28 protein-coding genes are annotated in these 26,279 nt (G+C 66.4%); 21 read left to right on the top strand and 7 right to left on the bottom strand.

The annotated features are described in order from the left end of the window. Positions 1–67 precede the first annotated feature (67 nt). The 5 genes from BEMPMBAN_RS15710 to BEMPMBAN_RS15730 all read left to right on the top strand — a co-directional run bounded on the left by BEMPMBAN_RS15710 (position 68) and on the right by BEMPMBAN_RS15730 (position 5,173). Positions 68–1,588, top strand: coding sequence for a sodium:solute symporter family transporter (locus BEMPMBAN_RS15710; RefSeq protein ID WP_200845997.1), 1,521 nt, complete (start codon positions 68–70; stop codon positions 1,586–1,588). Continuing rightward, complete coding sequence (locus tag BEMPMBAN_RS15715) at positions 1,585–1,947, top strand: hypothetical protein (RefSeq protein ID WP_159231563.1); 363 nt, start codon at positions 1,585–1,587, stop codon at positions 1,945–1,947. Before BEMPMBAN_RS15710 ends, BEMPMBAN_RS15715 begins: the two co-directional genes overlap by 4 nt. Continuing rightward, on the top strand, positions 1,948–3,267 hold the full coding sequence (locus tag BEMPMBAN_RS15720; protein WP_159231572.1) for an LLM class flavin-dependent oxidoreductase: 1,320 nt from the start codon (positions 1,948–1,950) through the stop codon (positions 3,265–3,267). Between the two features lie 162 nt (positions 3,268–3,429). Beyond that, positions 3,430–3,948: a flavin reductase family protein gene (locus BEMPMBAN_RS15725; RefSeq protein ID WP_159231574.1), complete on the top strand. Its 519-nt coding sequence runs from the start codon at positions 3,430–3,432 to the stop codon at positions 3,946–3,948. A gap of 76 nt (positions 3,949–4,024) precedes the next feature. After that, positions 4,025–5,173 carry a TDT family transporter gene (locus tag BEMPMBAN_RS15730; RefSeq protein WP_159231576.1) on the top strand — a complete coding sequence of 383 codons (1,149 nt, stop codon included), beginning with the start codon at positions 4,025–4,027 and terminating at the stop codon, positions 5,171–5,173. 46 nt (positions 5,174–5,219) lie between these two features. Here the strand turns inward: BEMPMBAN_RS15730 and BEMPMBAN_RS15735 are convergent, their stop codons facing one another. Then, positions 5,220–5,435, bottom strand: a complete 216-nt coding sequence (locus BEMPMBAN_RS15735) for a DUF3072 domain-containing protein (protein WP_159231578.1) — start codon at positions 5,433–5,435, stop codon at positions 5,220–5,222. A 114-nt stretch (positions 5,436–5,549) separates the two neighbouring features. Here BEMPMBAN_RS15735 and BEMPMBAN_RS15740 point away from each other — a divergent pair, with 114 nt between their 5' ends. After that, the gene (locus BEMPMBAN_RS15740) at positions 5,550–6,047 is read left to right on the top strand and encodes a pyridoxamine 5'-phosphate oxidase family protein (RefSeq protein WP_159231579.1); all 498 of its coding nucleotides are present in this window, start codon (positions 5,550–5,552) and stop codon (positions 6,045–6,047) included. A 4-nt stretch (positions 6,048–6,051) separates the two neighbouring features. Here the strand turns inward: BEMPMBAN_RS15740 and BEMPMBAN_RS15745 are convergent, their stop codons facing one another. From BEMPMBAN_RS15745 to BEMPMBAN_RS15755, 3 genes are read right to left on the bottom strand one after another with little or no spacing between them, the layout of a single operon-like run. Beyond that, positions 6,052–6,384: a GNAT family N-acetyltransferase gene (locus tag BEMPMBAN_RS15745; RefSeq protein ID WP_159231582.1), complete on the bottom strand. Its 333-nt coding sequence runs from the start codon at positions 6,382–6,384 to the stop codon at positions 6,052–6,054. Positions 6,385–6,405: 21 nt separating this feature from the next. Beyond that, on the bottom strand, positions 6,406–7,371 hold the full coding sequence (locus BEMPMBAN_RS15750) for a pirin family protein (RefSeq protein ID WP_159231583.1): 966 nt from the start codon (positions 7,369–7,371) through the stop codon (positions 6,406–6,408). Next, complete coding sequence (locus BEMPMBAN_RS15755; RefSeq protein ID WP_159231593.1) at positions 7,368–7,811, bottom strand: EVE domain-containing protein; 444 nt, start codon at positions 7,809–7,811, stop codon at positions 7,368–7,370. Before BEMPMBAN_RS15755 ends, BEMPMBAN_RS15750 begins: the two co-directional genes overlap by 4 nt. A gap of 95 nt (positions 7,812–7,906) precedes the next feature. Between BEMPMBAN_RS15755 and BEMPMBAN_RS15760 the strand changes: the two genes are divergently transcribed. Then, a complete protein-coding gene (locus BEMPMBAN_RS15760) occupies positions 7,907–8,176 on the top strand; it encodes a DivIVA domain-containing protein (protein WP_159231595.1) in 270 nt (89 codons plus the stop codon). Next, a complete protein-coding gene (locus BEMPMBAN_RS15765) occupies positions 8,173–9,750 on the top strand; it encodes an acyl-CoA carboxylase subunit beta (protein ID WP_234897496.1) in 1,578 nt (525 codons plus the stop codon). Before BEMPMBAN_RS15760 ends, BEMPMBAN_RS15765 begins: the two co-directional genes overlap by 4 nt. 42 nt (positions 9,751–9,792) lie before the next feature. Here the strand turns inward: BEMPMBAN_RS15765 and BEMPMBAN_RS15770 are convergent, their stop codons facing one another. Together BEMPMBAN_RS15770 and BEMPMBAN_RS15775 are read right to left on the bottom strand one after the other, a co-directional pair. Continuing rightward, entirely contained in the window at positions 9,793–10,359 is a 567-nt protein-coding gene (locus BEMPMBAN_RS15770) for a dihydrofolate reductase family protein (RefSeq protein WP_159231597.1), read from the bottom strand. Positions 10,360–10,603: 244 nt separating this feature from the next. Further along, a complete protein-coding gene (locus BEMPMBAN_RS15775; RefSeq protein WP_159231599.1) occupies positions 10,604–10,897 on the bottom strand; it encodes a WhiB family transcriptional regulator in 294 nt (97 codons plus the stop codon). Between the two features lie 369 nt (positions 10,898–11,266). On the opposite strand from BEMPMBAN_RS15775, the gene BEMPMBAN_RS15780 reads away from it, so the two are divergent. Beyond that, a complete protein-coding gene (locus BEMPMBAN_RS15780) occupies positions 11,267–12,007 on the top strand; it encodes a transcriptional regulator (protein WP_159231601.1) in 741 nt (246 codons plus the stop codon). Positions 12,008–12,016: 9 nt separating this feature from the next. On the opposite strand, the gene BEMPMBAN_RS15785 is transcribed toward BEMPMBAN_RS15780, so the two are convergent. Further along, positions 12,017–13,228 carry a MinD/ParA family ATP-binding protein gene (locus BEMPMBAN_RS15785; RefSeq protein WP_159231603.1) on the bottom strand — a complete coding sequence of 404 codons (1,212 nt, stop codon included), beginning with the start codon at positions 13,226–13,228 and terminating at the stop codon, positions 12,017–12,019. A gap of 380 nt (positions 13,229–13,608) precedes the next feature. Between BEMPMBAN_RS15785 and BEMPMBAN_RS15790 the strand changes: the two genes are divergently transcribed. The 12 genes from BEMPMBAN_RS15790 to BEMPMBAN_RS15845 all read left to right on the top strand — a co-directional run bounded on the left by BEMPMBAN_RS15790 (position 13,609) and on the right by BEMPMBAN_RS15845 (position 26,279). Further along, a complete protein-coding gene (locus BEMPMBAN_RS15790; protein ID WP_159231605.1) occupies positions 13,609–14,811 on the top strand; it encodes an EspA/EspE family type VII secretion system effector in 1,203 nt (400 codons plus the stop codon). A gap of 16 nt (positions 14,812–14,827) precedes the next feature. Further along, positions 14,828–15,178 carry a type VII secretion target gene (locus tag BEMPMBAN_RS15795; protein WP_159231607.1) on the top strand — a complete coding sequence of 117 codons (351 nt, stop codon included), beginning with the start codon at positions 14,828–14,830 and terminating at the stop codon, positions 15,176–15,178. Beyond that, on the top strand, positions 15,175–16,044 hold the full coding sequence (locus BEMPMBAN_RS15800; RefSeq protein ID WP_159231609.1) for an ESX secretion-associated protein EspG: 870 nt from the start codon (positions 15,175–15,177) through the stop codon (positions 16,042–16,044). The genes BEMPMBAN_RS15795 and BEMPMBAN_RS15800 overlap by 4 nt, the downstream gene beginning before the upstream one ends. Positions 16,045–16,059: 15 nt before the next feature. Further along, positions 16,060–16,563 (top strand): DUF2694 family protein, encoded by a 504-nt coding sequence (locus tag BEMPMBAN_RS15805; protein WP_159231611.1) that lies wholly within the window; start codon positions 16,060–16,062, stop codon positions 16,561–16,563. Further along, a complete protein-coding gene (gene eccA / locus BEMPMBAN_RS15810; RefSeq protein ID WP_159231613.1) occupies positions 16,560–18,281 on the top strand; it encodes a type VII secretion AAA-ATPase EccA in 1,722 nt (573 codons plus the stop codon). Before BEMPMBAN_RS15805 ends, eccA begins: the two co-directional genes overlap by 4 nt. Positions 18,282–18,284: 3 nt before the next feature. Further along, entirely contained in the window at positions 18,285–19,775 is a 1,491-nt protein-coding gene (gene eccB / locus BEMPMBAN_RS15815; protein WP_159231615.1) for a type VII secretion protein EccB, read from the top strand. Further along, positions 19,772–22,000: a type VII secretion protein EccCa gene (eccCa, locus tag BEMPMBAN_RS15820; RefSeq protein WP_159231617.1), complete on the top strand. Its 2,229-nt coding sequence runs from the start codon at positions 19,772–19,774 to the stop codon at positions 21,998–22,000. The genes eccB and eccCa overlap by 4 nt, the downstream gene beginning before the upstream one ends. Then, positions 21,997–23,748 carry a type VII secretion protein EccCb gene (eccCb, locus tag BEMPMBAN_RS15825; RefSeq protein ID WP_159231619.1) on the top strand — a complete coding sequence of 584 codons (1,752 nt, stop codon included), beginning with the start codon at positions 21,997–21,999 and terminating at the stop codon, positions 23,746–23,748. The genes eccCa and eccCb overlap by 4 nt, the downstream gene beginning before the upstream one ends. Before the next feature lie 177 nt (positions 23,749–23,925). Further along, on the top strand, positions 23,926–24,222 hold the full coding sequence (locus BEMPMBAN_RS15830; protein ID WP_159231627.1) for a PE family protein: 297 nt from the start codon (positions 23,926–23,928) through the stop codon (positions 24,220–24,222). Positions 24,223–24,251: 29 nt separating this feature from the next. Continuing rightward, complete coding sequence (locus BEMPMBAN_RS15835; RefSeq protein WP_159231635.1) at positions 24,252–25,571, top strand: PPE family protein; 1,320 nt, start codon at positions 24,252–24,254, stop codon at positions 25,569–25,571. 85 nt (positions 25,572–25,656) lie between these two features. Next, the gene (locus tag BEMPMBAN_RS15840; protein WP_159231637.1) at positions 25,657–25,962 is read left to right on the top strand and encodes a WXG100 family type VII secretion target; all 306 of its coding nucleotides are present in this window, start codon (positions 25,657–25,659) and stop codon (positions 25,960–25,962) included. A gap of 29 nt (positions 25,963–25,991) precedes the next feature. Continuing rightward, a complete protein-coding gene (locus BEMPMBAN_RS15845; protein WP_159231639.1) occupies positions 25,992–26,279 on the top strand; it encodes a WXG100 family type VII secretion target in 288 nt (95 codons plus the stop codon).

The raw sequence follows: 26,279 nt of genomic DNA on the forward strand, positions 1-26,279 counted from the left end.
AGCCTCAGCGCATTGCCGAGCTGAGGCAACAGACCGACCCCTTGAGTTCTTCCACTAAGGAGATTTCATGTTCAGCCCGCCTGATCTACCTTCCGGCATGGGCATTGCGCTCATGCTGGGACTGGGAGCAGTACTGTTGGCCATCGCTCTGATCGTGCGGACGATGGTCAAGAACACGCACGATTTCGTGATCGCCGATCGCCGCATTGGGTTTGGGTTCGGAGTCGGCTCGGTCATCGCCGTGTGGACGTGGTCCATGGCAGTCATGATGTCTTCAGCCCAAGCGTTCACCTTTGGCACGTCCGGTTTGATCTGGTTCGTCGTGCCGAACGGCCTAGCTGTAATGGTGATGGTGGTCTTCGCTTCCCGGTTGCGGCGACAGATGCCAGCCGGGTACACGATCGTTGAGTTCATCCGGGAACGCTTTCAGAACAAGCCGGCAACCACCGTGATGCTCGTGGCGATGTTGTTGGGCTTGCTGGCAGAGATCTTCATTAATCTCTTCGGGGTAGTGATGGTCATGAGCGTCGTCTTCGAGCTGAACACCACTACGGTGCTCGTCGTCGCCCTGGCTACCGTGACGGTGTACTCCTACTTCGGCGGGCTATGGACCTCGGCCGTCACCGCAACCTTCAACACCTTGCTGATCACCGTGCCATCGGCCATCGTGGTGCTCTACGTACTGGCGAAAGTCGGGGGCCCCGGGGTGGTGTTCCAGGCGGTCGACGAAGCTGGACCCAATACCCTCAACGCATTCGACGGTACAGCCGCAGCCGCCTTCGGAATCTCGCTGGCGCTGGGACTTCTCGCGTCGACCATGGCAGATCAGACTTTCTGGCAGAAGGCATTCGCCATGAAGCCGGCCACCATGAGCCGCACATTCCTCTGGGCGGGAATCTGGTTCTACCCAATACCGCTGGTGATGGGCTTACTCGGCCTCGTGGGCTTGGGCCTCGGAGTTACCACCGCAGATCTTGGCGACGTAGGGTCGGGTGGGATCGGGCCGTACGTAGTCAGTCACCGGGGACTGCCTGTCATCCTGGTTGCGCTGTACGTCCTCGTGATTCTCAATGCCTGCTATTCATCGATGGACGGGGCGTTTGCCGCGCTTGCTTCCATCGTCGCGGTCGACTTGTTGAAGCGAGTGAGGCCGAATATGGCACCCAAGAAGCTCTTTCGTGCAACGAAAGCTTCGATCATCATTGCTGGGGTCATCGGTGGTCTGATCGTAAGTTCCGGCATCGACTACGTGGAGTTGGTGACCACCGTCTTCTTCCTCAAGGCGGCACTGATCGTTCCGCTTGCGCTAGCGATCTTCTGGTCACGAATGACCTCGACGGCATTCGTCTCGAGTCTGGTCCTGGCCATCGCCATCGGATACCCCGTGCGGCAGTACGTCGGTGAACTGCCGGGAATCGTGACGCTGGAGAGCATCTCGCTGATTGCCGCGGTGGGTGTCAGCTTGATGTCCCGGCAACGATTCGACTACACGACCTTGCGAAACAAGGGACCAGCGTTGGGTCAAGAGGAGCAGGCCATGCTGACGAACGTCCGAGCCGGAGCTAGCGAGAAGGATCCTGTCCTATGACCATCTTCTGGATCGTTGCCGTCCTTGGTGGCCTGGTGTGCATCGTCTATCTGACGCTGGGTGTGCGGGCCTTTACCACTGTGCGGCGAGACATACTGGCAGCAGCAGGCGGGACCACCGATGACCCTGGGGAACTTCCCACCGATATTCACCGCGGGTTCGTGTGGAAAGCGCTTGTGGGAGTGACCGCTTCGTCACTGGTAATTGTGCTGCTCGGGGTGGGGGGCATCTTCTGGTACCTACCCGTCATTCTGGCGATTGGTTCAGCAATAGCAGTGATCACGGGCTTCGTCATTGACGGCCGGCAGGCAGTCGCCGATGGCATCGGTCGTTCGAACCTACCCGAGAGGACAATCTAGATGACCAAGAAGAAGATGCACCTGCTGGGATTCGTCCAGCACGGGGTGATGAACCATGCGTCTACGATGTGGGCGCATCCGCGCGACAAGGTCGGATACCACTGGTCCAAGCCGGAGTACTGGCGGGATCTGGGCCGCACGATGGAACGCGGCCTTTTCGATGCGATGTTCATCGCCGACGAGTTGGCGCCCTACACCACCTACAAGGGCAGCTCGGACCCGGTGGTGAAGTATGCCGGGCAATGCCCAGTGCATGAACCCGCAGCGGTGGTCCCCATTGTCGGCGCGTTCACAAAGCACCTCGGAATCGGCATCACCTTGTCGACTTCCTTTGTCCCGCCGTACATGATGGCGCGCCAGCTCTCCACTCTCGATCACCTGACCGGTGGACGAGTCGGATGGAACATCGTCACCTCGTACTCCAAGAGTGAGTTCCAGGCGATGGGCAAGGACAACCTCACGCCACGCGACAAGCGCTATGAGGTCGTCGAAGAGTACATGGATCTGTGCTACCAGTTGTGGGACTCCTGGGATGACGATGCGATCGTCTACGACCGCGAGAACGGCATCTTTGCTGACCCGTCCAAGGTGAAAGAGGTCGACTTCCAGGGCGAGTTCTTCCGATCGAAGGGCCGGCATTTTGTCGCCCCCTCACCGCAGAAGCGCCCGGTGTTGTGGCAGGCTGGGTCGTCACCGCAAGGTCGTGAGTTTGCGGCCAAGCACGCTGAATCGGTCTTCGGCATCTTCCCGACGCCGAAGAGCATGCGCACCTACGCCGACGACATCCGCACCAGGGCCGATAACCTCGGACGCGACCCAGAATCGGTGAAGTTGATCTACGGCTTGCAGACCATCATCGATCGTGACAAGTCTCGGGCTAACGACAGGTACGCCGAGTTCGTCGAAAAGGTGCAGATCGAGAGCGCGCTCGGAATCCTCTCCGGTCACACAGGATTCGACTTCTCGACGCTCGGCCTGGACGACAACGTCGTGGATGCAGACGTGCAGGGTATCCGCGGTCTGTTTGACGCGATACTCGAGGCCAAGGATGGGGCTCCAGTCACGGTGCGGGAGGCCGCGCAGATCTACGGAGTGTCATTGGGCGCACCCGTTGCGGTGGGCACTCCGTCCGACGTGGCTGACCAGATGGAACAGTACATCGACGAGGGCGGATGCAATGGATTCATGATGCTGGCAACCGACACCCCGGGGTGTTTCAACGACATGACTGAGCTGCTGGTACCAGAGTTGCAGCGCCGCGGGCGCTTTCGGACGCGTTATCCAGGAACAACGTTGCGGGAGAGTCTGCAGGAGTACTGACGATACCCAGCTGAGTCAGATCATCCTGGTTCGCCCCAGCCGATCGAACTAGCAAGCGCACCGCTCGAGCGGACGCAATCGGAGTCCATGTTGCCGCGATCCCAATTGAAGCGGCTGAGGACGACCGTCGCCTCGTCCTGCGCAAGAGGAGTCAAGAACTACATGAGCACCGAACCGGATCTTGAGACCGAAGTCGACGACAGGGACCTACGGGCACTGCTCGCCCGGGTACCAAGCTGCGTCGTCGCGGTGACCGCCCGGGTGGACGACCGACCTGTGGTCATGGTCGTCAGCAGTTTCGTTGGAATCTCCCTGGCTCCAGCGTTGGTTGGGTTCTGTGCACAGGCCACGTCGACGACCTGGCCCTTGATCAAGCGGGCCGACTCGATCGGGCTTAGCGTGCTGGCGGAGCAGCACAAGAATGATGTCCGCACTATGGCAGCAAGAACCGGAGACAGACTTGCTGGCATGGAAACATTTGCCGTGGCCGATGGAACCCCCTTCATTTCTGGTGCCACAGCGTGGCTGCAGACCGATCTGCTGAGCGAAACGCTCCTTGGGGATCACGCATTCGCGGTGCTCTCAGTCAGAGGTCTGCGGGTCGGTGCGAAGGGGGCGCTCGTCTTCCACGAGGGCACGTTCAAGGGTTGCGCTCGACTGGTAGCGCACCCAGCAGGGTGACTCAGTGCCTAGGTCCACTTCACTGGACACAACGAAATGAACTGAGGCGGACGTGCATACAAACAGTCGGCTGGAGATGTACGTTCAGACCGAGGAGGTTCAGACCGAAGATCCGAGTGCAGTCGACAGTGGGGCGCCACCCAGCTGCGGGGAAAGCGGGCATCCCGGGATCGGATTCTTCCATCAGGTAACGCCGAACCTCTTCGCGTCGGTCATGGGCACGGGCATTGTCGCCACCGTGTCCGCGCGGTTCGTGGGGATCTCATCCGGGTTTGCATACTTCGGAACCGCGGTGTGGATCCTCGCTTCGACGTGGTTGTTCGTACTGATTGCGGGGCTCACCGGCAACTGGCTGAGGCACCGCGAAGAGGCGCTGGCACTCTTGCATAATCCGGTCAATCTCCCCTTCTACGGGACGATCCCCATGGCATTACTGACGGTCGGATCGGGTGCAATGCTCTTCGGGCCGGCCTTCTTCGGGTCGGCGGCCGTCTGGATAGCCGGAAGCTTCTGGATTCTCGGAACACTGCTGGGTATCGTCACCGCTGTCGCGGTACCCGTGCGGGCTGTGTTGTCCACGTATCAACCGTCCGATTACACACTGCCATCGTGGATGCTGCCGGTCGTACCCCCAATGGTGTCAGCCACCACCGGCGCTGGGTTGTTAGACCACATCCCGAATGCAGGGCTGCAAACAGCTCTCCGGATTTGCTGCTACAGCTTGTTCGGCATGGCGCTCATCGTCGGCATGCTGACTCTCGCAATGATTTACAGCAGACTTGTCTGCGACGGCACCCTCGCGCCAGCGATCGCACCCACCGTCTGGATTCCGCTGGGAGTCATCGGGCAGTCGATCGCCGCAGCGAACTTTCTCGGTGTCCACCACGGTACGGAGCTGTCAGGCGCGCTGTTTTCGCTCCACGAGTTGAGAACCATCGGCGTCGTATTCGGCACCGCCATGTTCGGGTTCGCGGTGTTCTGGGTTGCGTTCGCCATGGCGCTCACAGCTCATGGTGCTCGGGTGGGCATGTCCTTCTCGCTGAGTTGGTGGAGCCTGGTATTCCCCGTCGGCGCCACCGCACTCGGACTGTCTGCCCTCGCGGAAGCCACCGGACTGGCCGCGCTGGATGTGGGCGCGCTGTGCTTGTACGTCGCGTTGGTAAGCGTCTGGTGCGTTGTCGCAGTTGGCTCGATAGTCCGCGGCCAACTCGCTTGGTGGCGCTAATGCAGATCAGCGCGACTGACGACGGCGCCGTGAGTTTGTTGGCCAATCAACTCTCGCCGCGGCCCGTCTGCTGGCGTAGATCGTCGATCAGCTCGGAGGCCTGTGCTTTCGTCGCGTCCTCGGGAACCTCTTGGTCGGCCTCCTGGGCCAGCGTGTGCAGATAGCTGCGCTGCGCGCCCGTCATGGGCTCATCCCCGGTCACCCACTGCGACGTGTTCTTCTCGGGGTTCTCGCTCGGTGCTTGCTTGATGTTGTCGGTCATCTGGTCACCTCCGCACCCCGGGTGCCCGTCGCAAGTCTGTTCGAAACGCGGCGGTGGATGGGAAAACCGACAACCCGGATGAGCAGGGGAGTGCAGACCTGAAAGTATCGACACGTGGGCAACAACGAACGCTCGAAGATCGTGATGTCGGACGGCGAGATCGCTGAATTCATCGAACACAGCCGCACCGCCACGATGGCCACCGTGCTGCCGAGCGGCCGACCGCACCTGGTGGCGATGTGGTACGCCGTGCTCGACGGAGAGATCTGGTTCGAGACGAAGGCCAAGTCGCAGAAGGCGGTCAACCTGCGTCGTGACCCGACGATCACCGTGATGATCGAGGACGGTCAGACCTATGACACGCTGCGCGGTGTGTCCATCGACGGCACGGCCGAGATCATCGACGACCCCGACACCAACCTGCGGGTGGGCATCAGCGTGTGGGAGCGCTACACCGGGCCCTACAGCGATGAGATGCGCCCGTACGTCGACCAGATGATGAACAACCGCATCTGTGTGCGGGTCATCCCGTCCCGGATGCGCAGCTGGGATCACCGCAAGCTGGGCATGCCGGGCATGCCGCTCTCCGGCAGCACCGCCCAGTACCTCTGACCGGTCAGCGGCTCGCCAGGATCCTCTTGACGTCGGACGTGACCGGATCGACGAGGTCACCGAACTCGGCGTGCTTGTCGATGAAGCCAGAGACCATCGGACAGACGGGCACGATCCGTAGCCCGGCTTCCCGGGTCACTTCCAGCGCCTCGCGAACCACGATGGTCCCCAGCCCGCGTCCGCCGAATTCGTCGTCGATCTCGGTGTGCGGGAAGATGCGCTGGTTGTCGTGGTCGATGAACTCGGTGAAGCCGGCCTTCTGTCCGTCGACCGAGATGCTGAAGCGGTCAGCCTCGGCGGTGACGTCGGTGGGGGCGCCGGTTTTGTCGGTAGTCATGGTGTACATCTATACCCAGATTCACGGCTCCGGATTGCCGCGCGGCCGCAACCGCCCGTTCGGTAGGGCAGGCGCGGGCAGCCGATCGACGGTGCCGTGGTAGCCGTCGACGGCACCGAACCGCTCGTCGTGGCGTTCCCATTGCTCGCGGTAGGCCACGATCTCGTCATGGCTGCGGCCGACGAAGTTCCACCACATGACAAGGTGCTCGCCGAACGGGACGCCGCCCAGTAGCACTGCCCGCGCCGGACCGTCGCCGCGATTGGCCAGGTGCAGGCGCCGATGCCCCGGACGCTGGTAGGCCAGATCGGCGACCTCGAGCACCGACCCGCACGCTTCGATGACGCCCTGGTCGAGCAGCACGCCGTGCTCGAAGGTGTCGTCGATGTCGAGTGTCAGTTCCGCCCCCGGGTCGAGGTCCAGCTGGGCACCGAGCAGTGGGGTGAAGGTGTGCACCGGGGACCGGTCCCCCTCGAGTTCGCCGAGGAAGACCCGCAGGGTGGCGCCGCCCCGGGACTGCGGCCGCGGGACGTAGTGCGCGAAGTCGCGGCCGGTGTTCCGGGCGGCGTCGGGCAGCGCCACCCACAGCTGCACCCCGTGCAGCACCGAGGTGTTGGCCGTCGACACCTCGGAGTGGCAGATTCCCGCGCCCGCGGTCATCAGGTTCAGTTCCCCCGGCCGCACCAGCGAGTGGATTCCCGCGCTGTCGCGATGCTCGACCTCACCGCTGAACAGCCAGCTCACCGTCTGCAGGCCGGTGTGCGGATGCGGAGGTACGTCCATCCCGGGCCCGCCGCGCACGTCGTGCGGCCCGTAGTGGTCGGCAAAGCACCACGCGCCGATCAGCGACCGTTCCCGCTGGGGGAGGGTGCGGCGAACCCGGATCGCCCGCGGTCCTCCGAGGGGCACCTCGCGAGGGTGCAGCACACCTGCGAATGGCGAAGCGGCACACTCGACTTCGACAGGCGCGGCATCGGTGTTGCTCACGTGTCCACAGTAGCCTCCTCGACGGCGGGCAGGACCATCGCCGACCGGATCGTCTCGCGGTCCGCGTCGTCGATGCGGAAGACCCCGAAGCGGAATTTGTAGCCCCAGCGCGCTTTGTCCTCGATGAAGGCCAGCCGGTCGATCAGCGGCCGGATCGGGGCCGGCACACACTCCAGGAAGTCCACATTGCGCCGCCACGGCTGGAAGTCGGCCGAAACCTCGACCTGATAGGGCTCATCATCGGCGACCCGGCCGATCGCGGTGAACGCCTGCAACGGCGGACCGTCGGGGTGCGTCTCCCGCGGGGAGTAGAAAATGATCCAGTCGCCACGTGCCATCCTGCGCAGCATGTGCGGCTTGCCGTGATTGGCTTGTGTGAAGCGCCCCCGGACGCCGCGCTCGACATGGTCGCGGCTGACGGTGTTGATCCAGTTCGTCATGACCGAACGCTATGCCCGACCGCCGACAACTCGCTGCGTCCGCTCGGCGGGCTGTGGACAACCCGTCAACGCGGTTGTGGATAGAGTTCGACAGCATGGGCGACAGCGGGCTGACGGCAGAGCAACTGCGCATCACCACCTTCGAGAAGCCGCCGTGGCCGAAGCGGGGATATTCCGAGAAATCGGTGAACGACTTCCTCGCGTTGGCCGCACGCAGGCTCGAGGGACGGGGGCATCTGTGCGCCGACGACATCCGCGCGGTGCGCTTCGACAAGGCGCCGTTGGGTAAGCGCGGTTACCACCCGCAGCAGGTCGACGCGGTGCTCGCCGAAATCGCCACGGCGATCGACCATCTCGACACGTGACGCCGGAGGTGGTCGGCCATGACGGTGTCCGCCCCGACCTGGCGGAGTTGCTGCGGCGACGCGCACTGACCCAGGACGCGGCGCGGCCCGACGCGGTGCAACGCCGACACGACCGTGGCGGTCGCACCGCCCGGGAGAACGTCGAAGATCTCGTCGACCCCGGGTCCTTCGTCGAGTACGGCCGGTTCGCGATCGCCCCGCAGCGGATGCGCCGTGACATCGAGGACCTGATCACCCGCACTCCGGCCGACGGCCTGATCGCCGGCACCGCCCGGATCAACGGGGAACACTTCGGCGACGAGCGCTCGGCGTGCGCGGTGCTGTCCTACGACTACACCGTGCTCGCCGGGACGCAGGGCGCGTTGGGGCACCGCAAGAAGGACCGGCTCTTCGAGCTCATCGACCGGATGCGGCTGCCCACCGTGTTCTTCGCCGAAGGCGGCGGCGGCCGGCCGGGCGACACCGACTATCCGGTGGTATCCGCACTGGACACCCGCGCCTTCGCGCTGTGGGCCAAGCTGTCCGGGGTGGTGCCGCGGATCGCGGTGGTCAAGGGCCGATGCTTCGCCGGAAACGCCGTAATCGCAGGCGCTTCCGACCTGATCGTCGCGACCGCGGACGCGTCCCTGGGGATGGGTGGGCCGGCCATGATCGCGGGCGGCGGGCTCGGCGAGGTGCCGCCCGACGAGGTCGGACCGATGTCGGTGCAGGAACCCAACGGCAACGTCGACGTCGTCGTCGCCGACGAAGCCGAGGCGGTTGCGGTGACCAAGCGCCTGCTCGGCTACTTCCAGGGATCGCTGACGGAGTGGACCGAGGCCGATCAGACCATGTTGCGCACCGCGGTGCCCGAGCGGGAGCGACGCGCCTACGACGTCGTCCCCATCATCGAGACGCTTGCCGACGAAGGATCGGTCACCCTGCTTCGGCGGCGCTTCGCCCGGGAGATGGTCACGGCGCTCGTCCGTATCGAGGGCCGGCCCGTCGGCGTCATCGCCAACGACACCCGGTTCACCGCGGGGGCCATCACCGCTGCCGCCTCCGACAAGGCGGCGCGCTTCCTGCAGCTCTGCGACGCCTTCGGGCTACCCGTCGTATCTCTCATCGATTGTCCTGGCTACATGGTCGGCCCGGCGGCCGAGGCGGAGTCGCTGGTGCGGCGCGCATCACGAATGCTGGTCGCCGGCGCGGCACTTCGGGTTCCGATCATCGCGGTGGTCCTGCGCCGCGGATACGGGTTGGGAGCGCAGGCGATGGCCGGCGGCAGCCTGCACGAACCGGTGCTGACGGTCGCGTGGCCGGGAGCGCATCTGGGACCGATGGGCCTGGAGGGTGCGGTGCGGCTGGGCCTGCGCAAGGAACTCGACGTGATCACCGACGCCGACGAACGCGAGGCGCGGGTGCAGGCGGCCACGGCCGCCGCGCAGGAGAACGCGAAGGCCCTGAATGCGGCGATGCTGTTCGAGATCGACGACGTCATCGACCCGGCGGAGACCCGCACGGTCATCGCCGCGACGCTCGCGGCGGCGGGGAAACCGGCGCCGTCACGGGACCGGTTCGTCGACACCTGGTGACGTGGGCGGACCCGGGGATGTCACCTGGCGGTGCGCCTCCGCTCAGTCGGGTCTCGTCTCGTAGCGCAGCAGGACCGTGCCGCAGGGGAAGGTGCGGTTCTCCAACAGGCGCAGCGAGATCCAGGCCGGCAGTGTCGGGAAAAACGGTGTGCCGCCGCCCACGGCGGTGGGGGCGATCACGATCCTGAACTCGTCCACCAGTCCGGCTTGCACGATGGGTGCGGCCAGCGTCGCTCCAGCTACCTCCAACTGGCCCTCGGTTTCAGCTTTGAGCTTCGTCACCACCGCGACCGGGTCGCCGCGTTCCAGGCGGGAGTTCCAGTCGACGGACTCGAGGGTGCGAGAGAACACGACCTTGGGCATGTCGCGCCAGATGTGCGCGAAGTCAACGATCAGCGGGGTGGCGTCGGGGGCCTCGTCGGCGGTCGGCCAGTACGCGGACATCAGGTCGTAAAGCCGCCGCCCGTAGAACGACAGCGCGGTCTCCCGCTCGAAGTCGTTCCAGTATTGATGCAGTTCTTCGCTCGGATCGGACCAGTCGATGTTGCCTTGTGCGTCGGCGATGTATCCGTCGACCGACACGTTGAAGCCGTAGATCAGTTTGCCCATGCAGATCAGACTGCCCCGGAGGGCAATGCTCATCGCGACAACACACGGGCGACTACACCAGCGTAAGAAGTGGGGACGGTGCCGCCATGGCGCCTCTCGGCGAGTGGTCGCTCGTAGCGACTTGGTGGTTGGGGCCCGGGGCATGCCCGGCACCGTCGAGACATAGAACGGCACCAGTCCCAGGGATATTCCGGGGCTCGCACCCGCCGCCGACCCCCCGAGAGCGGCGGCGGGGCGGGGTCCGTCAGGCGGTTTCGGCGTAGTAGACGCGACGTTCACGGACGGGATAACCGTTGCGCTCGGCCAGCGACTGGAGCTGCCGCAGAGCAAACGTCCGTCCGCGGCCGGCCTCGGGCACGTAGATGCCGGCCCAGAGCCCCTCGGCCCGGGGCAGTTCGCATGCTTCCCGTGCGCACATCCACCGCCGGGGGCACGCTCGGCAGATGACCTTCGCCTCGTCGTCGGCCGTTGTCGTCCACCGCTCCGGTTCCCGGGTGCATGCGCCGACCGGTGTTTCGTCCCACGGCTTCACGTTCATCTGTTGTCGCTCCTCTGTGCGCTGGGGCGGCCGGTTCGCCGCGATGCGGGAAAGGTAACCGACAAACCATAGCGATGCAACAGTTACCGCAACGGAAACCGGTACGCGCCGGTGACCACCGGACCGACATCGCACCGCCCGGGCGAGCGAACAACGACGCTCAACTGCGTATATGCGTCGCCAGAGGTCGCTGGGACCGGAGAAGAAAACCCAGCGATTTCTGTAGCGTTGACGCGGTTTCCCGACGCGACAAGGTGTAGCTTTGACGCGGAACCATGGCGGACTATCGGACCGAGCCGTAGCAGTGGCATGTCAGCTCGGTACGATGTCCGCGCCGATCCGACCACACAGCACGAGGAATCCGGGTAGATGACCAACGCGGAGTCGATCGACGAATCGACCGACGCATTGGACCCCGGAATGGTCAGGGCGGGCGCGGCCGCAGCGGCACGCCGCCGAGAACTCGACATCAGCCAGCGCAGCCTCGCCGCGGACGGCATCATCAACGCCGGTGCGTTGATCGCGTTCGAGAAGGGCCGAAGCTGGCCGAGGGAACGGACCCGAGCAAAGCTGGAAGAGGTACTGCGCTGGCCGCCCGGCACCATCACCCGGCTGCGCAAGGGCGAGAGCCTGCGGCCCCGAGAACCCGTTGCTGCGCCGCCGGCCGCGACCGGTGGCGACGAGGTGTCGCTGATCGCGCAGGCGGTCATCACGGCGATCAGCACGTTCAACTCGACCGTCGCCGCGCTGCCGCCGACCGACGACCCCGCGTTCACCCCCCGCGTGACCGCCATCCTGTCGGATCTGCGTCAACTCGAGGCGGTCGCCGCGCGCGCGGCGCGGATCGGGAGGGTGACACCCGCGCTGATCAAGGCGCTGGGCACGGTCCGCAGCCTCTACGACGACCTGATGGTGCGCGCCGCGACCGCGCCGCATGCCACGCTCGGTCAGCGGCTCTACGCCGCCCGCCGCGGCGCGAACCTGACAGTGCTCGAAACCGCCCAGGCAGCAGGAGTTTCCGAGGAGACGATCCGGCAGGCCGAAGCGGAGGAACCGATCGCGGTGGCCGATGTCGGGGCCATCGAGGACCTGGTCACCCAGATCGCCTGAGCGCTGCGCTCAGGGCCGCTCGCGCGGCCGGCTGTCCCGCGTCGGGAAGTGCGACGCGAGGGCCGCGCAGATCTCGAGGAAACGGCGGCGGGTGGGTTGCGACATCTCGCGGGTTCCGTCGATCACGCCGCCGGGGCGCAGCTGGCCGTCGAACGGAACCTCGACCACCAGCTGTCCCTGACTCGAGAACTGTTGCGCGAGAATCGTCCTGGTGCGCTTGTCGGCATGACCGTCGGAGTCGTTGAGGACCACGATGGTGCGTTGCAGCAGGGTGGTCAGACCGCGGTTGGCCAGCCAGTCCAGCGTCTGCCCGGCCGCGGCTGCGCCGTCCACCCACGGCGTGGACACGACGACGAGCGCATCGAGGTCGCGCAGCACCTCCTGGGTGACGGGGGTGTCCATGGTCGAGCTGCAGTCGATGACCGAGATCGTGAAATGACGATCGAGGCGAGCAGTCGCCTCGCGGTAGATGGCCGGGTCGAGCACCCGCCGTCGTGCCGGGGTCGCCTCACCCGCGAGCACGAACAACCCGGCGGCGTTGTGGCCCACCCGGCTGCGCACATCGGCGAAGGTCTCCAGGTGCCGGTCGCCCGCCAGTTCCCAGAACGACCCCTGAGCCTTCGGGTCGACGCGGCTGCCGAGCTTGCCGAACGCGGTGTCGGCATCGACGGCGACCACCCGGTCGTCTTGGCGCAGCTCAGCGAGCACCGAGCCGATGACGGCCGACACCGTCGTCTTCCCGGCGCCCCCCTTGCCCATCACGCCGATCTTGAAGTGGCCGCGCAGCGGTCCCCGGATCGCGGCCTCGAGATCGGCGAGCCGGCGCTCCTCCGGCGACGGCCCGAGGTTGACGAGGCCGAATGTGGCTTTGTACAGGGCCAACCGCCAGCCGCGGCCGGGGGCGGTCTTGCGGGTGGGGACCAACTCCTCGGCGCGGATCCGGTCGGCGTAGGACCCGGGTCCCGGGTCTGGATGGCCGGGCCACGGGGCGCCGCCGCGGTGCTGCTGCGGTGCGCCGGGTGGCGGCGGAGGCGGGGACGGCCGAGCGGGTTGCGGCCATCGCGCCGGCCGCGGCTGGTTCCAGCCTTCGGGACCCTGCGGGCCCGGTCGGCCGGCCGCGGGCGCCGCGGGTGAGGCGTGCTCGGAGGTGGGTTCGAAGTCGGAACCCTCGGGCCCCGTCCACCCCGGCTCTTGCCGCAATGCGTCATCGCGGTTGGTCACAGCGTGTCTCCTCCGTGTGGTCCGTCGCGGGCGCTGCACCGTCCACTTCGGCTCAGCACCCGCAAGGCTAGCGGCCCGACAACCCGAGCAAACTGTCCACCGAGGCGTGCGCGACCCGGACAGTGACCGCCGTAGGACATGACCGGCGTCGGCCGACGGTATCGCGTCACGACGGCGTCCGACGGTCGGCTCGGCCCACGGTTGACCGTCCATGGGCGACAGAACATTTGCTGAGGCAGCGTAGTAACTGCTCCGAGAGGCAATCCGCATTGCTATTTGTGCCCTGCGGCGCCTCGTTGGTGCGTGCGGCCGCGGCCGAAATTGTGCACCGGAGGGGGTCTACCCGCTGGTACGCTCCCGATGGGAAGGGGTGTGCACGCATGGGTGTGTTCGACGATGTCGAGGATATCGGCAAAGTCGCCAGAGATGTCGCCAGAGATGTCGCGGGCAGCCGCGCTCCGCTCGCATCGCCTGTCCTGGACGCCGGGCGGTTGCTGATCGCCGGGATGCGGAAGACCACGGGCTCGGGCACCCCCGAATCGGGCGAGCCGTTCAGGCACGGCGCGGTGCGGTTCACCGGGGCCGCAGAAACGGTGAGTTCGGCGCATCCGGGCGGAGAGTGGCAAGGGGCGGGCGCGGAGGCTTACGCGGCTACAAACCGCCGCCAGTCCGAGCACGCGATGTTGATGGCGGTGCTGGACCGCGACGTGCAGGCCGTGATCGCGCGGGAAGCCCATCAGGTGGCCCACCACCGCGCCAGGCTGGACGACCAGTCGGACCACCTGGGCAGCCTGAGCTACGCGACCTCCGCGATCGGCCGCATTCCCGGCGTCGGCGAGGCGATGAAGGCCGCTTTCGAGTTGTCCGCGGTGAAAATCGCCCTGGGTGTCTGTAGTGAGGAGCTTGATGAGCTCTCGCAGGAGGTCGGCGACAACGCCGCACAGCTGCAGCACCTCGCCGGCCGGTACTCGGCGCTGACACACAGGAAAGCGGCCCCGGTCGAACCCGACGGGTTGCCCGGACAGCCGTCATCCGAGGATCCGACGACGTCAGAGTCGACGGACCCCGCGGCTGATCAGCCTCTGCCGGTCGCGGACCCGCCCCCGCCGACCGCTGCCGGGGCGACCGACCCCCCGCCGACCACCGACGTCGCCGGCGTGGCACCAGCCCCGGCCGGCGGACCTGCACAGCCCGAAACCGCACCCGTGATGCCGGCCGAGGCGATGTCGGGTATGTCGTCGGCATTCGGGCTCGTGGGCGGCATGATCGGGTCGATCGTCGCCCCGATGGCAGCCGTGATGACCGGGGTTGCAGGCGCCGTGAGCGAGTCGTTGTCGACGCTGACCGCGGCAGGCGGGCCCGACACCGATGGGTTGACCAGTGACGAGGTCGACGATCGGATGCCCAACCGCGACCGGACGGACGACGGTGCGGACCGTGACGCCGCCGCGGCAGGCTCCGACGCCGGTGGCGTTCCGCCGGCCGGCGCAGCCGACTCCCCAGGGCCGGCGCCGCCGCCGGCGGACAACCCGGCGCCCGAACGGCCGCCCGCACCCCCGGCCCCGACGAGACCGCCGCAATAGAGAGCAGGAGTTTCATATGTCCGGTGCCTCAGTGCAGGTCACCACCGCTCACCTTCGAGCCCTGGCCGCCAGACACGGCCTGGCGGCAGGCGAGTTCAGCCATGCCGGCGACTCGGTGTTCGATGTGGATGCCGGCATCCGCGCATCACACGGCACCGTCGCATGGCCCACCGCGCGCGCCGTCGAGGCGATTCAGCAGGCGAGGCGCGATGCCGCAGCCAGCGTCGCAGATCAGTCGCGCTCCCTGGGTGACACCCTGACCGCTGCCGCCGGGTGTTACGAGACAACCGATTTCGAATCGGGACGGCACCTCGAGGAACTGGTGGGCCGCGAAGTGATGTCGCCGGCGCCGCGGCTGTGGCGATGACGGCCGGCGCGTTCTTCGGAGACGGTGAGCCCACCCACTACGACGACGTGGTCGGAGTGGAGGTGACCATCGACGGCATGCTGGTCATCGCCGACCGCCTCCATCTCGTGGACTTCCCGCTGTCCCTGGGTATCCGGCCGAACATCCCCTACGAAGACCAGCGCACGATCGTGTGGGACCAGGTGACCAGGGACTTGACCGCGCAGGGGATTCTCACCGCGTTCGGCGACCCGCATCCGGAGGTCGCTGCAATGGTCGACGCGCTGAGCAGGCCCGACCGAACCCTGGACTGCCGTTGGTGGCGACGCGACGTGGGTGGCAAAATGGTGCGCTTCGTGGTGTGTCGCAAGGGGGAACGTCATGTCGTCGCCGCGCGCGATGAGGACATGCTGGTGCTGCAGCGGGTGGCTCCGCAGGTCGGTCTGTCGGCCATGGTGAATGTGGTCGTCGGTGATGCGACCGCGGCGGAGGTCGAACCGCTCACCGGTATCGCGGCGAAGCTGGCGGAAGCGCGCACCGCTGATCAACTCGGAAAGTACGGCTTGCCGTTGTCGTCGGCCCGGATCTACGCCGACGCGACGGCGAACCCGGACAGCTGGGTGGAGATCACCGCCAACGAGCGCCACCCCGGCGGGACGTACTCGCAGGCCGGGGTGGGTGCCGGGGTTCTCGATTCAGCACACGGCAGAATCGTGTCGATCCCGCGTCGGGTCAACGGGGAGCTGTACGGCAGCTTCCTGCCTGGGACGCCGGAGAACCTGCAACGGGCCCTGGACGGGCTCATGGATTTCCTCCCGTCCGGAACCTGGTTCGACCGCCATGTCACAGCCGACGCCGGCGAGCCCGACGCTTCGTTCCCGGACTGAGAAAGGCGATACACGGTGGCCGTACCCCCGCCCGGTGATTCCCCTCCCGAGGAGGTGAATCACGACGACCTGGCGGCGCTGGACTTCGGCGTCGTCGGTGACGGCGCGGGCGAGACGGACCTCGGGGCGATCCTCGGGGGGTACGGCTCCGGCGGTGCGGCCGAGGCCGCGGAACACGACGACGATGCGACGCCCACCTTCACGGTCACCAACCCGCCCGGAACGGTGACGGTGACTACCTACCTGGACGGACGGGTGCACCAGATCGAGCTGTCGCCGAAGGCGGCCGCGATGGCCGAGGCCGCCCTCGCCGAGGAGATCGTTCTCGTCGCCGATCTGGCCACCCGGGATGCAAGATCAGCCCAGTACACCTTCATGCTGGACGGCATGCGAGAACAGGGACACGACAACGTGGCCACCCGAGACTTTCTGAACCGTGATCTCGATCTGCCCACTCCGGAACAGGCGCGGGCCGCAAGGGCCGAACTGTTCACTACCCGCTATGCAGGTGAGGAATGACCGAACATCTGGCAAGTGTCTTCGGCACCGCGGTGGGCATGCTGCCCACCGCCCCGGCGCGGTCGCTGGACATGTTCACCGACATCACCAACGTCGACGAATCCGCCTGTGACGCTTGGGTGGGCCGTATCCGCTGCGGTGACACCGACCGGGTGACGATGTTCAGGGCGTGGTACTCGCGGACCAACTTCGGACAGCTCGCCGGAGCCGCCGAGATCTCGATGAACAGCCTGGGGGCCCGAATCCCGATCGGCGGGCAGTACGGCGATATCACCTATCCGGTGAACTCCCCGCTGGCCATCACGATGGGGTTCGCGGTCACCGAAGCCGCCGAGGGCAACTACGCCGACGCGATGGAAGCCCTCGAAGCCATCCCGTCCGCGGGCGCCGAGCACCTGGTGTCCTGGGTGAAGGCGGTGGTCTACGGTGCGGCGCAGCGCTGGACCGATGTGATCGAGGAGGTGCGGGGCGCCGGGTCGTGGCCGGACAAGTTCCTGGCGGCCGCGGCCGGGGTCGCGCACGGGGTCGCCGCAGCGAATCTCGGCCTGTTCACCGAGGCCGAACGACGCCTGATGGAATCGAACTCGTCACCGGCAGGCGAGGCGTGTGCTCCCGCGATCGCCTGGTTCCTGGCGATGACCCGCCGCAGCCAGGGCAACGAGGAGGCGGCGGTGGCCCTGCTGGAATGGCTGCAGGCCACTCATCCGTCTCCGAAAGTCGCGGCAGCGCTCAAAGATCCGACGTATCGGCTGGAAACCACAACGGCGGAGAAGATCGCTGCCCGGCGCGATCCGTGGGACCCCGCCAGCGTTGTCGCGGACAACTCCGGTCGCGAGAGACTGCTCGCGCAAGCGCAGTCGGAACTGGATCGTCAGATCGGCCTGACCCGGGTGAAGGACCAGATCGAGCGCTACCGTGCCGCCACCCAGATGGCCAGGGTCCGTGCGGCCCGCGGTATGAAGGTCGCCCAAGCGTCCAAGCACATGATCTTCACCGGCCCTCCGGGCACCGGCAAGACGACCATTGCACGTGTGGTCGCCAACATCCTTGCCGGCCTCGGGGTGATCACCGAACCGAAGCTCGTCGAGACATCGCGCAAGGACTTCGTCGCCGAGTATGAAGGGCAGTCAGCGGTCAAGACCGCCCGGACGATCGACCGGGCCATGGGCGGTGTGCTGTTCATCGACGAGGCCTACACGCTGGTGCAGGAACGTGACGGCCGCGCAGACCCGTTCGGCACAGAGGCCCTCGACACGCTACTGGCCCGGATGGAAAACGACCGAGACCGGCTCGTGGTGATCATCGCCGGCTACAGCAACGACATCGACCGTCTGCTGGAGACCAACGACGGCCTGCGCTCCCGGTTCTCCACGCGGATCGAGTTCGACTCCTACTCCCCGGAGGAGATCGTCGACATCGCCAAAGTGATCGCGGCCGGCAGCGATTCCACGCTCAGCGACGAGGCCGCCAAGCAGGTGCTGGATGCGGCGACACTGTTGACCCAGAGCACCGCGAGCGGCAAGCCGGCACTCGATGTCGCGGGCAACGGTCGATATGCGCGGCAGCTCGTGGAAGCCGGCGAGCAGTCCCGGGATATGCGGCTGGCGCGGTCACTGGACATCGAATCCCTTGCCACTGAACAGCTCAGCGAGATCAGCGGTGAGGACATGGCAGCCGCGATCTCGTCGGTGCACGGCCGACTGAATCTGAGCGGGTAGTCGATGGCGGGATTCCGGCTCACCACCAAGGTGCAGGTCAGCGGATGGCGCTTCCTGCTGCGCCGCGTCGAGCACGCGATCGTGCGCCGTGACACCAGGATGTTCGATGATCCGTTGCAGTTCTACAGCCGCGCCGTGACGGCGGGCATCGTCATCGCGGTCCTGATCTGCCTCGGTGCGGCGTTGCTCGCCTACTTCAAACCGCTCGGAAAGCGGGGTGGCGACAGCCTTCTGGTGGACCGCACCACCAACCAGCTGTACGTGGTACTTCCGGACAGCGGCCAGCTGCGGCCGGTGTACAACCTGACTTCCGCACGGTTGGTCCTCGGCAACAACAACACTCCGGTCGCGGTCAAGTCCGAGGAACTCGACAGGATGCCGAAGGGGCAGCCGCTCGGGATTCCGGGCGCACCGTACGCCACCCCGCTGTCTTCGGCGCCCGAATCGCAGTGGACGCTGTGCGACACCGTCATCAAGCCGGAAAGTGTTGCACCCAGCGTTGATACCGCGGTTCTGATCACCCCGCTCGCATTGGATTCTTCCGTCGGGCCGCTGCGCCCCGAGCAGGGCATGTTGATCTCCTACGAAACCCAGGACTGGTTGGTCACCGAGGCCGGTCGGCACGCCATCGACCTGTCTGACCGGGCCGTCACCTCCGCGGTCGGGATCCCCGTCACCGCCCGTTCGACGCCGATCTCCGAAGGCTTGTTCAATGCGCTGCCCGACGCTGGCCCGTGGCGGCTACCCGACATCCCCGGTGCGGGCGCGCCGAACACGGTGGGCCTGCCACCGGAACTGGTGATCGGCTCGGTGTTCATGACCGTCACCGATTCCGGTGAGCAAGCCGACGAACAGAACTATGTGGTGTTGGCCGACGGCGTGGCCAAGGTCAACGACACCACCGCGGCCGCGTTGCGTGCCACCAACTCCTATGGGTTGATCACGCCGCCGTCGATGGAGCCGAGCGCGGTGGCCCGCATCGTCGAGCAGGTGTACAACTCGCCGTTACCGGACGCTCCGATGGACGTCCTTCTCCGAGAGGAGATGCCGACGTTGTGCTGGTCCTGGCAACGTGAACCCGGCGATCAGGCACCCGAGACGACGGTGATCGCCGGGCGCCGGCTACCACTTCCGGCATCTGCGCTGAGCACCGGGATCCGCCAGATCACCGGCGACGCCACGGTGCATATCGACGGCGGCCAGTACATCCGGCTGCAGTCTCCCGACCCCCGCTACGGTGAGAGCCTTTACTACATCGATCCGCAGGGGGTGCGCTACGGACTCCCGGACGAGGACACCGCCTCGAAGCTGGGATTGAGCGCGCCACGAACGGCGCCCTGGCAGGTGGTCGGCCTGCTGGTCGACGGCCCGGTGTTGTCGAAGGAGGCGGCGCTGGTCGAGCACGACACGCTGCCCTCGAACCCGAACCCCCGCAAGGTCGGAGCCGAGGGCGCGGCCGCTCCGGCGGGGGTGAGCAACGGAGGCGGCGGATGACGACTCGCAAGTTCACCCCGATCATCAAGCGGGGGCCGCGGCTGACCCCCGGCGAGATCAACGTGACCCCGCCGGAGGACCTCGGCATCGACATCCCGCCGTCGGGTATGCAGAAGGCGCTGCCGTGGGTGCTCGGCGGATGCATGCTCGGCATGATCGCGATCATGATCTTCAGTGGGGTGCGCCAGCTTTCGCCGTACATGCTGATGATGCCCTTGATGATGGTGATGGCCGCTGTGGGTTTGGTGGCCAGCGGTGGCAGCGGTGGCAAGAAGGTGCCCGAGATCAACGCCGACCGCAAGGAGTATCTGCGTTACCTTGCGGGGCTGCGGACGAGGGTGACGTCCTCGGCCGCTGCGCAGGTGACCTTCTTCAACTACCACGCACCGCACCCCGATGACCTGCTGTCGATCATCGGCACCCACCGCCAGTGGTCGCGCACCGCCAACGCGGACTTCTACGCGGCGACCAGAATCGGTATCGGATCCGAACCCGCCGTGGACCGGTTGTTGAAGCCGGCCGTGGGTGGTGACCTCGCCGGTCCGGCTGGTGCCCCCCAGCCGCACCTCGAACCCGTCAGCCACATGTGGGTGACGAAGTTCCTGCGAACCCACGGCCTGATCCACGACTGCCCGAAACTGGTTCAGCTGCGCACCTTTCCGACGATCGCCGTCGGTGGTGACGCCGACGGAGCGGCGGGACTGCTGCGGGCGATGATCTGTCACCTCGCGGTGTTCCATCCGCCGGACCTGCTCCAGATCCGGGTGCTCACGGACAATCCCGAGGAACCGGACTGGGCGTGGTTGAAGTGGCTGCCGCACGTCCAGCATCAGTCCGATGCCGACGCGGCGGGCCCCACCCGGATGGTGTTCACCCGGCCCGACGGACTCAGCGACCTTGCCGCCCGAGGCCCGCACACCGCGGACGCCACGCCCAGTGGACCCCACGTCGTCGTCGTCGATCTCACCGGCGGTCGGGCCGGCTTCCCCGCCGACGGCCGATCCGGGGTCACCGTGCTGACATTGGGTAATCACCGGTCCTCCTACCGGATCCGCGTCGATGTCGACGGCACCGCCGACGACCGGCTGCCGAACCAGACGTTCCGACTGGTCGCCAGCCAGGTGGACCGGATGACTCCCGGCCAGGCCGAGCGGGTGGCACGCAAGCTCGCCGGCTGGTCGATCACCGGCACGATCATCGACAAGAGCACGCGGGTGCAGAAGAAGGTCGCCACCGAGTGGCACGAGATCGTCGGCGCACAGTCTGTCGAGGAGGTGACGCCCGCACGCTGGCGGATGTTCACCGACACCGACCGTGACCGGCTGCGGATCCCGTTCGGCCATGAACTCAAGACCGGCGGCATCATGCATCTCGACATCAAGGAGGGCGCCGAGTTCGGTGCCGGCCCGCACGGCATGCTGATCGGCACCACCGGATCGGGGAAGTCGGAGTTCCTCCGGACGCTGATCCTCTCCCTGGCCGCCACGCATCATCCCGACCAGGTGAACCTGCTCCTGACGGATTTCAAGGGTGGGTCGACATTCCTGGGGATGGAGAAGCTGCCGCACACCGCTGCGGTGGTCACCAACATGGAGGAAGAGGCCGAGCTCGTCAGCCGGATGGGGGAGGTGCTCACCGGTGAGCTCGACCGGCGGCAGTCGATCCTGCGTCAGGCCGGTATGCAGGTGGGCGCTGCCGGTGCGCTTTCCGGTGTTGCCGAATACGAGAAACACCGGGAACGCGGAGCCGATTTACCGCCACTGCCAACGTTGTTCGTCGTCGTCGACGAGTTCGCCGAGCTGTTGCAGAACCATCCCGACTTCATCGGGCTGTTCGACCGGATCTGTCGTGTGGGGCGTTCGCTGCGCGTGCATCTGCTGCTGGCCACGCAGTCGTTGAACACCGGCGGCACCCGCATCGACAAGTTGGAGCCCAACCTGACCTACCGGATCGCGTTGCGCACCACCAGCTCCGCGGAGTCCAAGGCGGTCATCGGCACCCCGGAGGCGCAGTACATCTCGAACAAGGAGAGCGGCGTCGGGTTCCTGCGGGTCGGGATGGAGGATCCGGTCAAATTCCAGACCGTGTACACCGGAAACCCCTACGTTCCGGCGACGGCGACGTCCGGCGACGGTGATGCCGCACCGCGGGCGGTCGACAACAGCATTCGGATCCACCGCTTCACCGCCGCCCCGATCCTCGACGCGACGGTGGCAGCCCAATGACCATCGAGCCGGAGCAGAAGGTGCTGCGCGAGGTCGTGCTCAACCAGCTCACGACCGGAGACAACCATGCCTATCGGATGTGGTTGCCCCCGTTGGCCGATCCCACTCCGGTCAACGAACTCGTCGCCCGCGACTACGACCGGCGGCCGCTCAGGATCGGGCTGGGCATCATGGACGAGCCACGACGGCACCGGCAGGAGGTGTGGGGCATCGACGTCGCCACCGCGGCCGGCAACATCGCCGTCGGTGGCGCGCCGCAGACGGGCAAGTCGACGTTCCTGCAGACGTTCATCCTGTCCGCTGCGGCGTCCCATACTCCACGCGACGTGCAGTTCTACTGCGTCGACATGGGCGGCGGCGGTCTGATGTACATCGAGGACCTGCCGCACGTCGGTGGCGTCGCCACCCGGGCCGAATCTGACCGCGTCAATCGGGTGGTTGCCGAGGTGAAAGCCGTACTGCGGCAGCGTGAGCAGACGTTCAAGCAGTACCGCGTCGGTTCGATGGCCGACTACCGGCAGATGCGCGAGGACCCGAACAACCCGGCGTCGGCGGATCCATTCGGCGACGTGTTCCTGGTGATCGACGGCTGGCCGGCCTTCGCCGCGGAGTTCACCGATTTGGAAGCCGTCGTGCAGGACATCGCGGGGCAGGGGCTCGCATACGGCGTGCACACCGTGATCTCCACGCCGCGGTGGACGGAGCTCAAGGCCCGCATTCGGGACTACCTGGGCACCAAAGTGGAGTTCCGGCTGGGCGACGTGAACGAGACGCAGGTGGACCGCATCACCCGTGAGATCCCGCTGAACCGGCCGGGGCGCGCCGTGTCAACCGACAAGCACCACTTGATGATCGGCGTTCCGAGGCTCGACGGCGTGCACAGCGCCGACGGCCTGGTGCCTGCCATGTCGGCAGCCGTGCAGGAGGTCGCTGCCCGCCACACCGACGAAGCGCCCCGGGTGCGCGTGCTGCCCGACCGGATCTACCTGCACCAACTGGACTCGGCGCCGCCCGGCCCGGACGCGGACTACCGCACCCGCTGGACAATTCCGGTCGGTGTGCGGGAGTCGGACCTCACGGTGGCGCACAGCCACATGCACACCAGTCCGCACCAGCTGATCTTCGGCGCACCGAAATCCGGAAAGACGACCATCGCCCACGCCGTGGCACGGGCGATCTGCGCCCGCAACAGCCCTGATCAGGTGCGCTTCATGGTCGCCGACTACCGGTCGGGTTTGTTGGAGGCGGTCCCGGACACGCATCTGCTGGCCGCCGGGGCGATCAACCGCAACCACACGACACTCGAAGCGTCGATCAACGCGTTGGCGATCAATCTGACCAAGCGGCTGCCACCGGCAGACCTGACTCCGTCGCAGCTGCGAGCACGGTCGTGGTGGACGGGCCCCGACATCGTGCTGCTGGTCGACGACTGGCACATGATCGTGGCGGCCGGTGGGATGTTGTCGCCGATGGCACCTCTCTCGCCGCTCTTGCCGGCGGCAGCCGACATCGGTCTGCACATCGTCGTGACCTGCCAGATGAGCCAGGCGCACCGGGCCACCATGGACAAGTTCGTCGGTGCGGCCTACGGCGCCGGAACTCCCACGATGTTTCTTTCCGGGGAGAAGCAGGACTTCCCGTCGCGCGAGATCCTGGTCAAGAAGCGGCCACCCGGTCAGGCCTTTTTTGTCACCCCGGATGGGAAAGAAGTGATCCAAGCGGCGTATGTGGATCCACCGGAAGAATAAGTGTGGAGAGCACCCCCTGACGGCGGTTAGTATTGGTTCCGGGAACGTCCAGCAAATTTGGGCGAAACTGCGAAAGCAATCGGGTCGGGGGATCTTCGAGTTCTCTCACTGGTGATTGCCGCCGTGTAAACGACAGTTGAATACACCGTTGTGTCCAAGACTGGTAGGAGTTAGCAAATGCAACCACTCAGCCACAATGCCGCTACTGCCGGTGTCGGCGGTCAGGTCGCCGCGAACGGCGCTCGGGGTCTGGCCACCGGCACTGCCGCTACGGCGCAGGTCACCGCACTCGCGCCGGCCGGTGCCGACGAGGTGTCCGCGAGCGCGGCCCTGATGTTCGCCTCCGAAGGAATCCAGACCCTGGGAATCAACGCGCTGGCTCAAGAGGAGCTGGCCCGCGCCGGTGCGACCGTCACGCAGATCGCAGCCACCTACCAGGCCGTGGACGCCGAGAACGGCGTGACGCTGGCCTGATCGACGAGCTGATTCGAGTCGAGTGAGCCATGGCCGGCCTCGGTATACCCATCCCACCCATCTGGGGGGCTTTTCCTCCCGAGATCAATACGGCGCGTCTGCAGTCCGGAGCAGGAGTTGCTCCGATGGTGCAGGCTGCCGCGGGGTGGGAAGCGTTTGCGATCTCGTTGGAGACGCAGGCTGACGAGTTGGCGGCCAGTCTGGCGTCGCTGGCCCAGATGTGGCAGGGGATGGCCAGCGAGCGGGCCATCACAGCGGCGATGCCGATGGTTCTCTGGCTCAGGACGCTGTCGCTGCAGGCGCACAAACGCGCAGTTCAGGCGTCCGCACAGGCCACGGCGTGGTCGACGGCGGCTACGACCACGCCGCAGCTGCCTGAGATCGAACTGAACCACGTGACCAACGCGGTGCTCAACGCCACGAACTTCCTGGGTGTGAACACGGTGCCGATCGCGGTCAACGAGGCTGACTACGTCCGGATGTGGAACCAGGCAGCCGGGGTGATGACCGCGTACGAGGCCGAGACGATGCTCAACTCGACATTCGAGCCGGTGCCGCCGCCCAAGCCCATCGTGCTCCCTGGTGGCGCCGAGGCTGCGATGGCCGTCGGCATGGCCGGTGCCGCCCCGATGGTGGCCGGTGCGGCGGTCCGCAACGCGACGTTCGCCAAGGTCAGCGGCTACGGCAAGTTCGAAGAGGCCAATCAGAAGGCGGGCCGGATGGAGCAGGCCGCCCACCAGGTCGCCAACCAGGGCCGGTCACCTGCAGATCAGGCGCAATCCCTGCAGCAGGCACCACAGCAGGGCATGCAAATGGGGATGCAGATGGCGTCTCAACTCGGGTCCACGCTGGGCCAGCTGCCCCAACAGATGATGCAGGGGGTCACGCAGCCGTTCCAGCAGCTCACTCAGCCGCTGCAGCAGATGTCGTCGATGTTCGGCCAGATGGGCGGCATGATGGGCGGCGACAAGGGTGCACAGGTCGGGATGCTCGGCGCGACCCCGTTTTCGAATCATCCCGCGATCGGCGGCACCGGTGCCGCGGCCGGTTCGGGCATGGTCCGGGCCGCGTCGCTTCCTGGGGCGGGTGGCACATCGGCACGCACCCCGCTGATGTCCAATCTCGTCGGCAAGGAGCTCGGACCCACGTTGAGTCCGGTCGCGGTAGGCGCCGGCGCGGCGGCGGGTGCCGCCGCCGCAGGGCTGGCCCCCGTTGGCAGCGGCGGCGGGATGGGCGGACCGATGGGAATGATGGGTCAGCGCGGCAAGAGCGGCGGCAACAAGGCCGGACTCAACGCGCCGGCGCCCTTGGAACACGACCTCAGCGAGGACGAAGAGGACGACTGGTGAGCGTCCCCAGCAACTTGCCGACCACCTGGGTCGGGAGGGCCTGCCGAGTCGGCGGGAGCACAGGTAAAGAGAGAGAAGGTCAGCAATGGCATTGGTGAATGCGGATACTCCGCAGTTAATGGCGGAGGCGGCGAACTTCGACCGGATCTCCGGTGAGCTTCAGTCCGTCCTCGCACAGGTCGAGTCGACCGCCGCGGGTCTGCAGCAGAGCCTGCACAGCGAGGGTGCCGGACAGGCCGCGCAGGCAGCGCTGCTGCGTTTCCATGAGGCGTCGAGTCAGCAGATCCGTCTGCTCACCGACATCTCGCAGAACATCCACACCAGCGGTACCTCGTACCTCAACACCGACGCGCAGAACGCCGATGCGCTCGCGACGCAGATGAACTTCTAGGTCGGATTCAAAGGGAAACGGAGAACACCGTGGGACAGATCAACTACGAGTTCGGCGCCATCGAGGCCGGTGCCGGCGAGATTCATGCCGCAGTCGGGCGTACCAACGGGCTGCTCGACGAGGGCCAGGGCTCGCTCGCCCGCCTGCAGGGCGCCTGGGTGGGCGACGGCTCGATGTCATACCAGGCCGTCCAGCAGCGCTGGGACGCCAACTCGACCGAGCTCAACCTCGCGCTGCAGCAGCTGGCGCAGGCAGTCAGCAATGCCGGCACCACCATGGGCGGCACCGAGAACGCCGTGATCGGAACCTTTACATAA

This window comes from Mycolicibacterium austroafricanum (assembly GCF_902705885.1).
GTDB lineage: Bacteria > Actinomycetota > Actinomycetes > Mycobacteriales > Mycobacteriaceae > Mycobacterium > Mycobacterium vanbaalenii_A.

Bases quoted from the DNA above. Each gene is read 5' to 3' on its own strand.
- BEMPMBAN_RS15710 (WP_200845997.1), top strand. From the start codon at position 68: ATGTTCAGCCCGCCTGATCTACCTTCCGGCATGGGCATTGCGCTCATG.
- BEMPMBAN_RS15715 (WP_159231563.1), top strand. From the start codon at position 1,585: ATGACCATCTTCTGGATCGTTGCCGTCCTTGGTGGCCTGGTGTGCATC.
- BEMPMBAN_RS15720 (WP_159231572.1), top strand. From the start codon at position 1,948: ATGACCAAGAAGAAGATGCACCTGCTGGGATTCGTCCAGCACGGGGTG.
- BEMPMBAN_RS15725 (WP_159231574.1), top strand. From the start codon at position 3,430: ATGAGCACCGAACCGGATCTTGAGACCGAAGTCGACGACAGGGACCTA.
- BEMPMBAN_RS15730 (WP_159231576.1), top strand. From the start codon at position 4,025: ATGTACGTTCAGACCGAGGAGGTTCAGACCGAAGATCCGAGTGCAGTC.
- BEMPMBAN_RS15735 (WP_159231578.1), bottom strand. From the start codon at position 5,435: ATGACCGACAACATCAAGCAAGCACCGAGCGAGAACCCCGAGAAGAAC.
- BEMPMBAN_RS15745 (WP_159231582.1), bottom strand. From the start codon at position 6,384: ATGACTACCGACAAAACCGGCGCCCCCACCGACGTCACCGCCGAGGCT.
- BEMPMBAN_RS15755 (WP_159231593.1), bottom strand. From the start codon at position 7,811: ATGACGAACTGGATCAACACCGTCAGCCGCGACCATGTCGAGCGCGGC.
- BEMPMBAN_RS15760 (WP_159231595.1), top strand. From the start codon at position 7,907: ATGGGCGACAGCGGGCTGACGGCAGAGCAACTGCGCATCACCACCTTC.
- BEMPMBAN_RS15770 (WP_159231597.1), bottom strand. From the start codon at position 10,359: ATGGGCAAACTGATCTACGGCTTCAACGTGTCGGTCGACGGATACATC.
- BEMPMBAN_RS15775 (WP_159231599.1), bottom strand. From the start codon at position 10,897: ATGAACGTGAAGCCGTGGGACGAAACACCGGTCGGCGCATGCACCCGG.
- BEMPMBAN_RS15780 (WP_159231601.1), top strand. From the start codon at position 11,267: ATGACCAACGCGGAGTCGATCGACGAATCGACCGACGCATTGGACCCC.
- BEMPMBAN_RS15790 (WP_159231605.1), top strand. From the start codon at position 13,609: ATGGGTGTGTTCGACGATGTCGAGGATATCGGCAAAGTCGCCAGAGAT.
- BEMPMBAN_RS15795 (WP_159231607.1), top strand. From the start codon at position 14,828: ATGTCCGGTGCCTCAGTGCAGGTCACCACCGCTCACCTTCGAGCCCTG.
- BEMPMBAN_RS15800 (WP_159231609.1), top strand. From the start codon at position 15,175: ATGACGGCCGGCGCGTTCTTCGGAGACGGTGAGCCCACCCACTACGAC.
- eccA (WP_159231613.1), top strand. From the start codon at position 16,560: ATGACCGAACATCTGGCAAGTGTCTTCGGCACCGCGGTGGGCATGCTG.
- eccB (WP_159231615.1), top strand. From the start codon at position 18,285: ATGGCGGGATTCCGGCTCACCACCAAGGTGCAGGTCAGCGGATGGCGC.
- eccCa (WP_159231617.1), top strand. From the start codon at position 19,772: ATGACGACTCGCAAGTTCACCCCGATCATCAAGCGGGGGCCGCGGCTG.
- eccCb (WP_159231619.1), top strand. From the start codon at position 21,997: ATGACCATCGAGCCGGAGCAGAAGGTGCTGCGCGAGGTCGTGCTCAAC.
- BEMPMBAN_RS15830 (WP_159231627.1), top strand. From the start codon at position 23,926: ATGCAACCACTCAGCCACAATGCCGCTACTGCCGGTGTCGGCGGTCAG.
- BEMPMBAN_RS15835 (WP_159231635.1), top strand. From the start codon at position 24,252: ATGGCCGGCCTCGGTATACCCATCCCACCCATCTGGGGGGCTTTTCCT.
- BEMPMBAN_RS15840 (WP_159231637.1), top strand. From the start codon at position 25,657: ATGGCATTGGTGAATGCGGATACTCCGCAGTTAATGGCGGAGGCGGCG.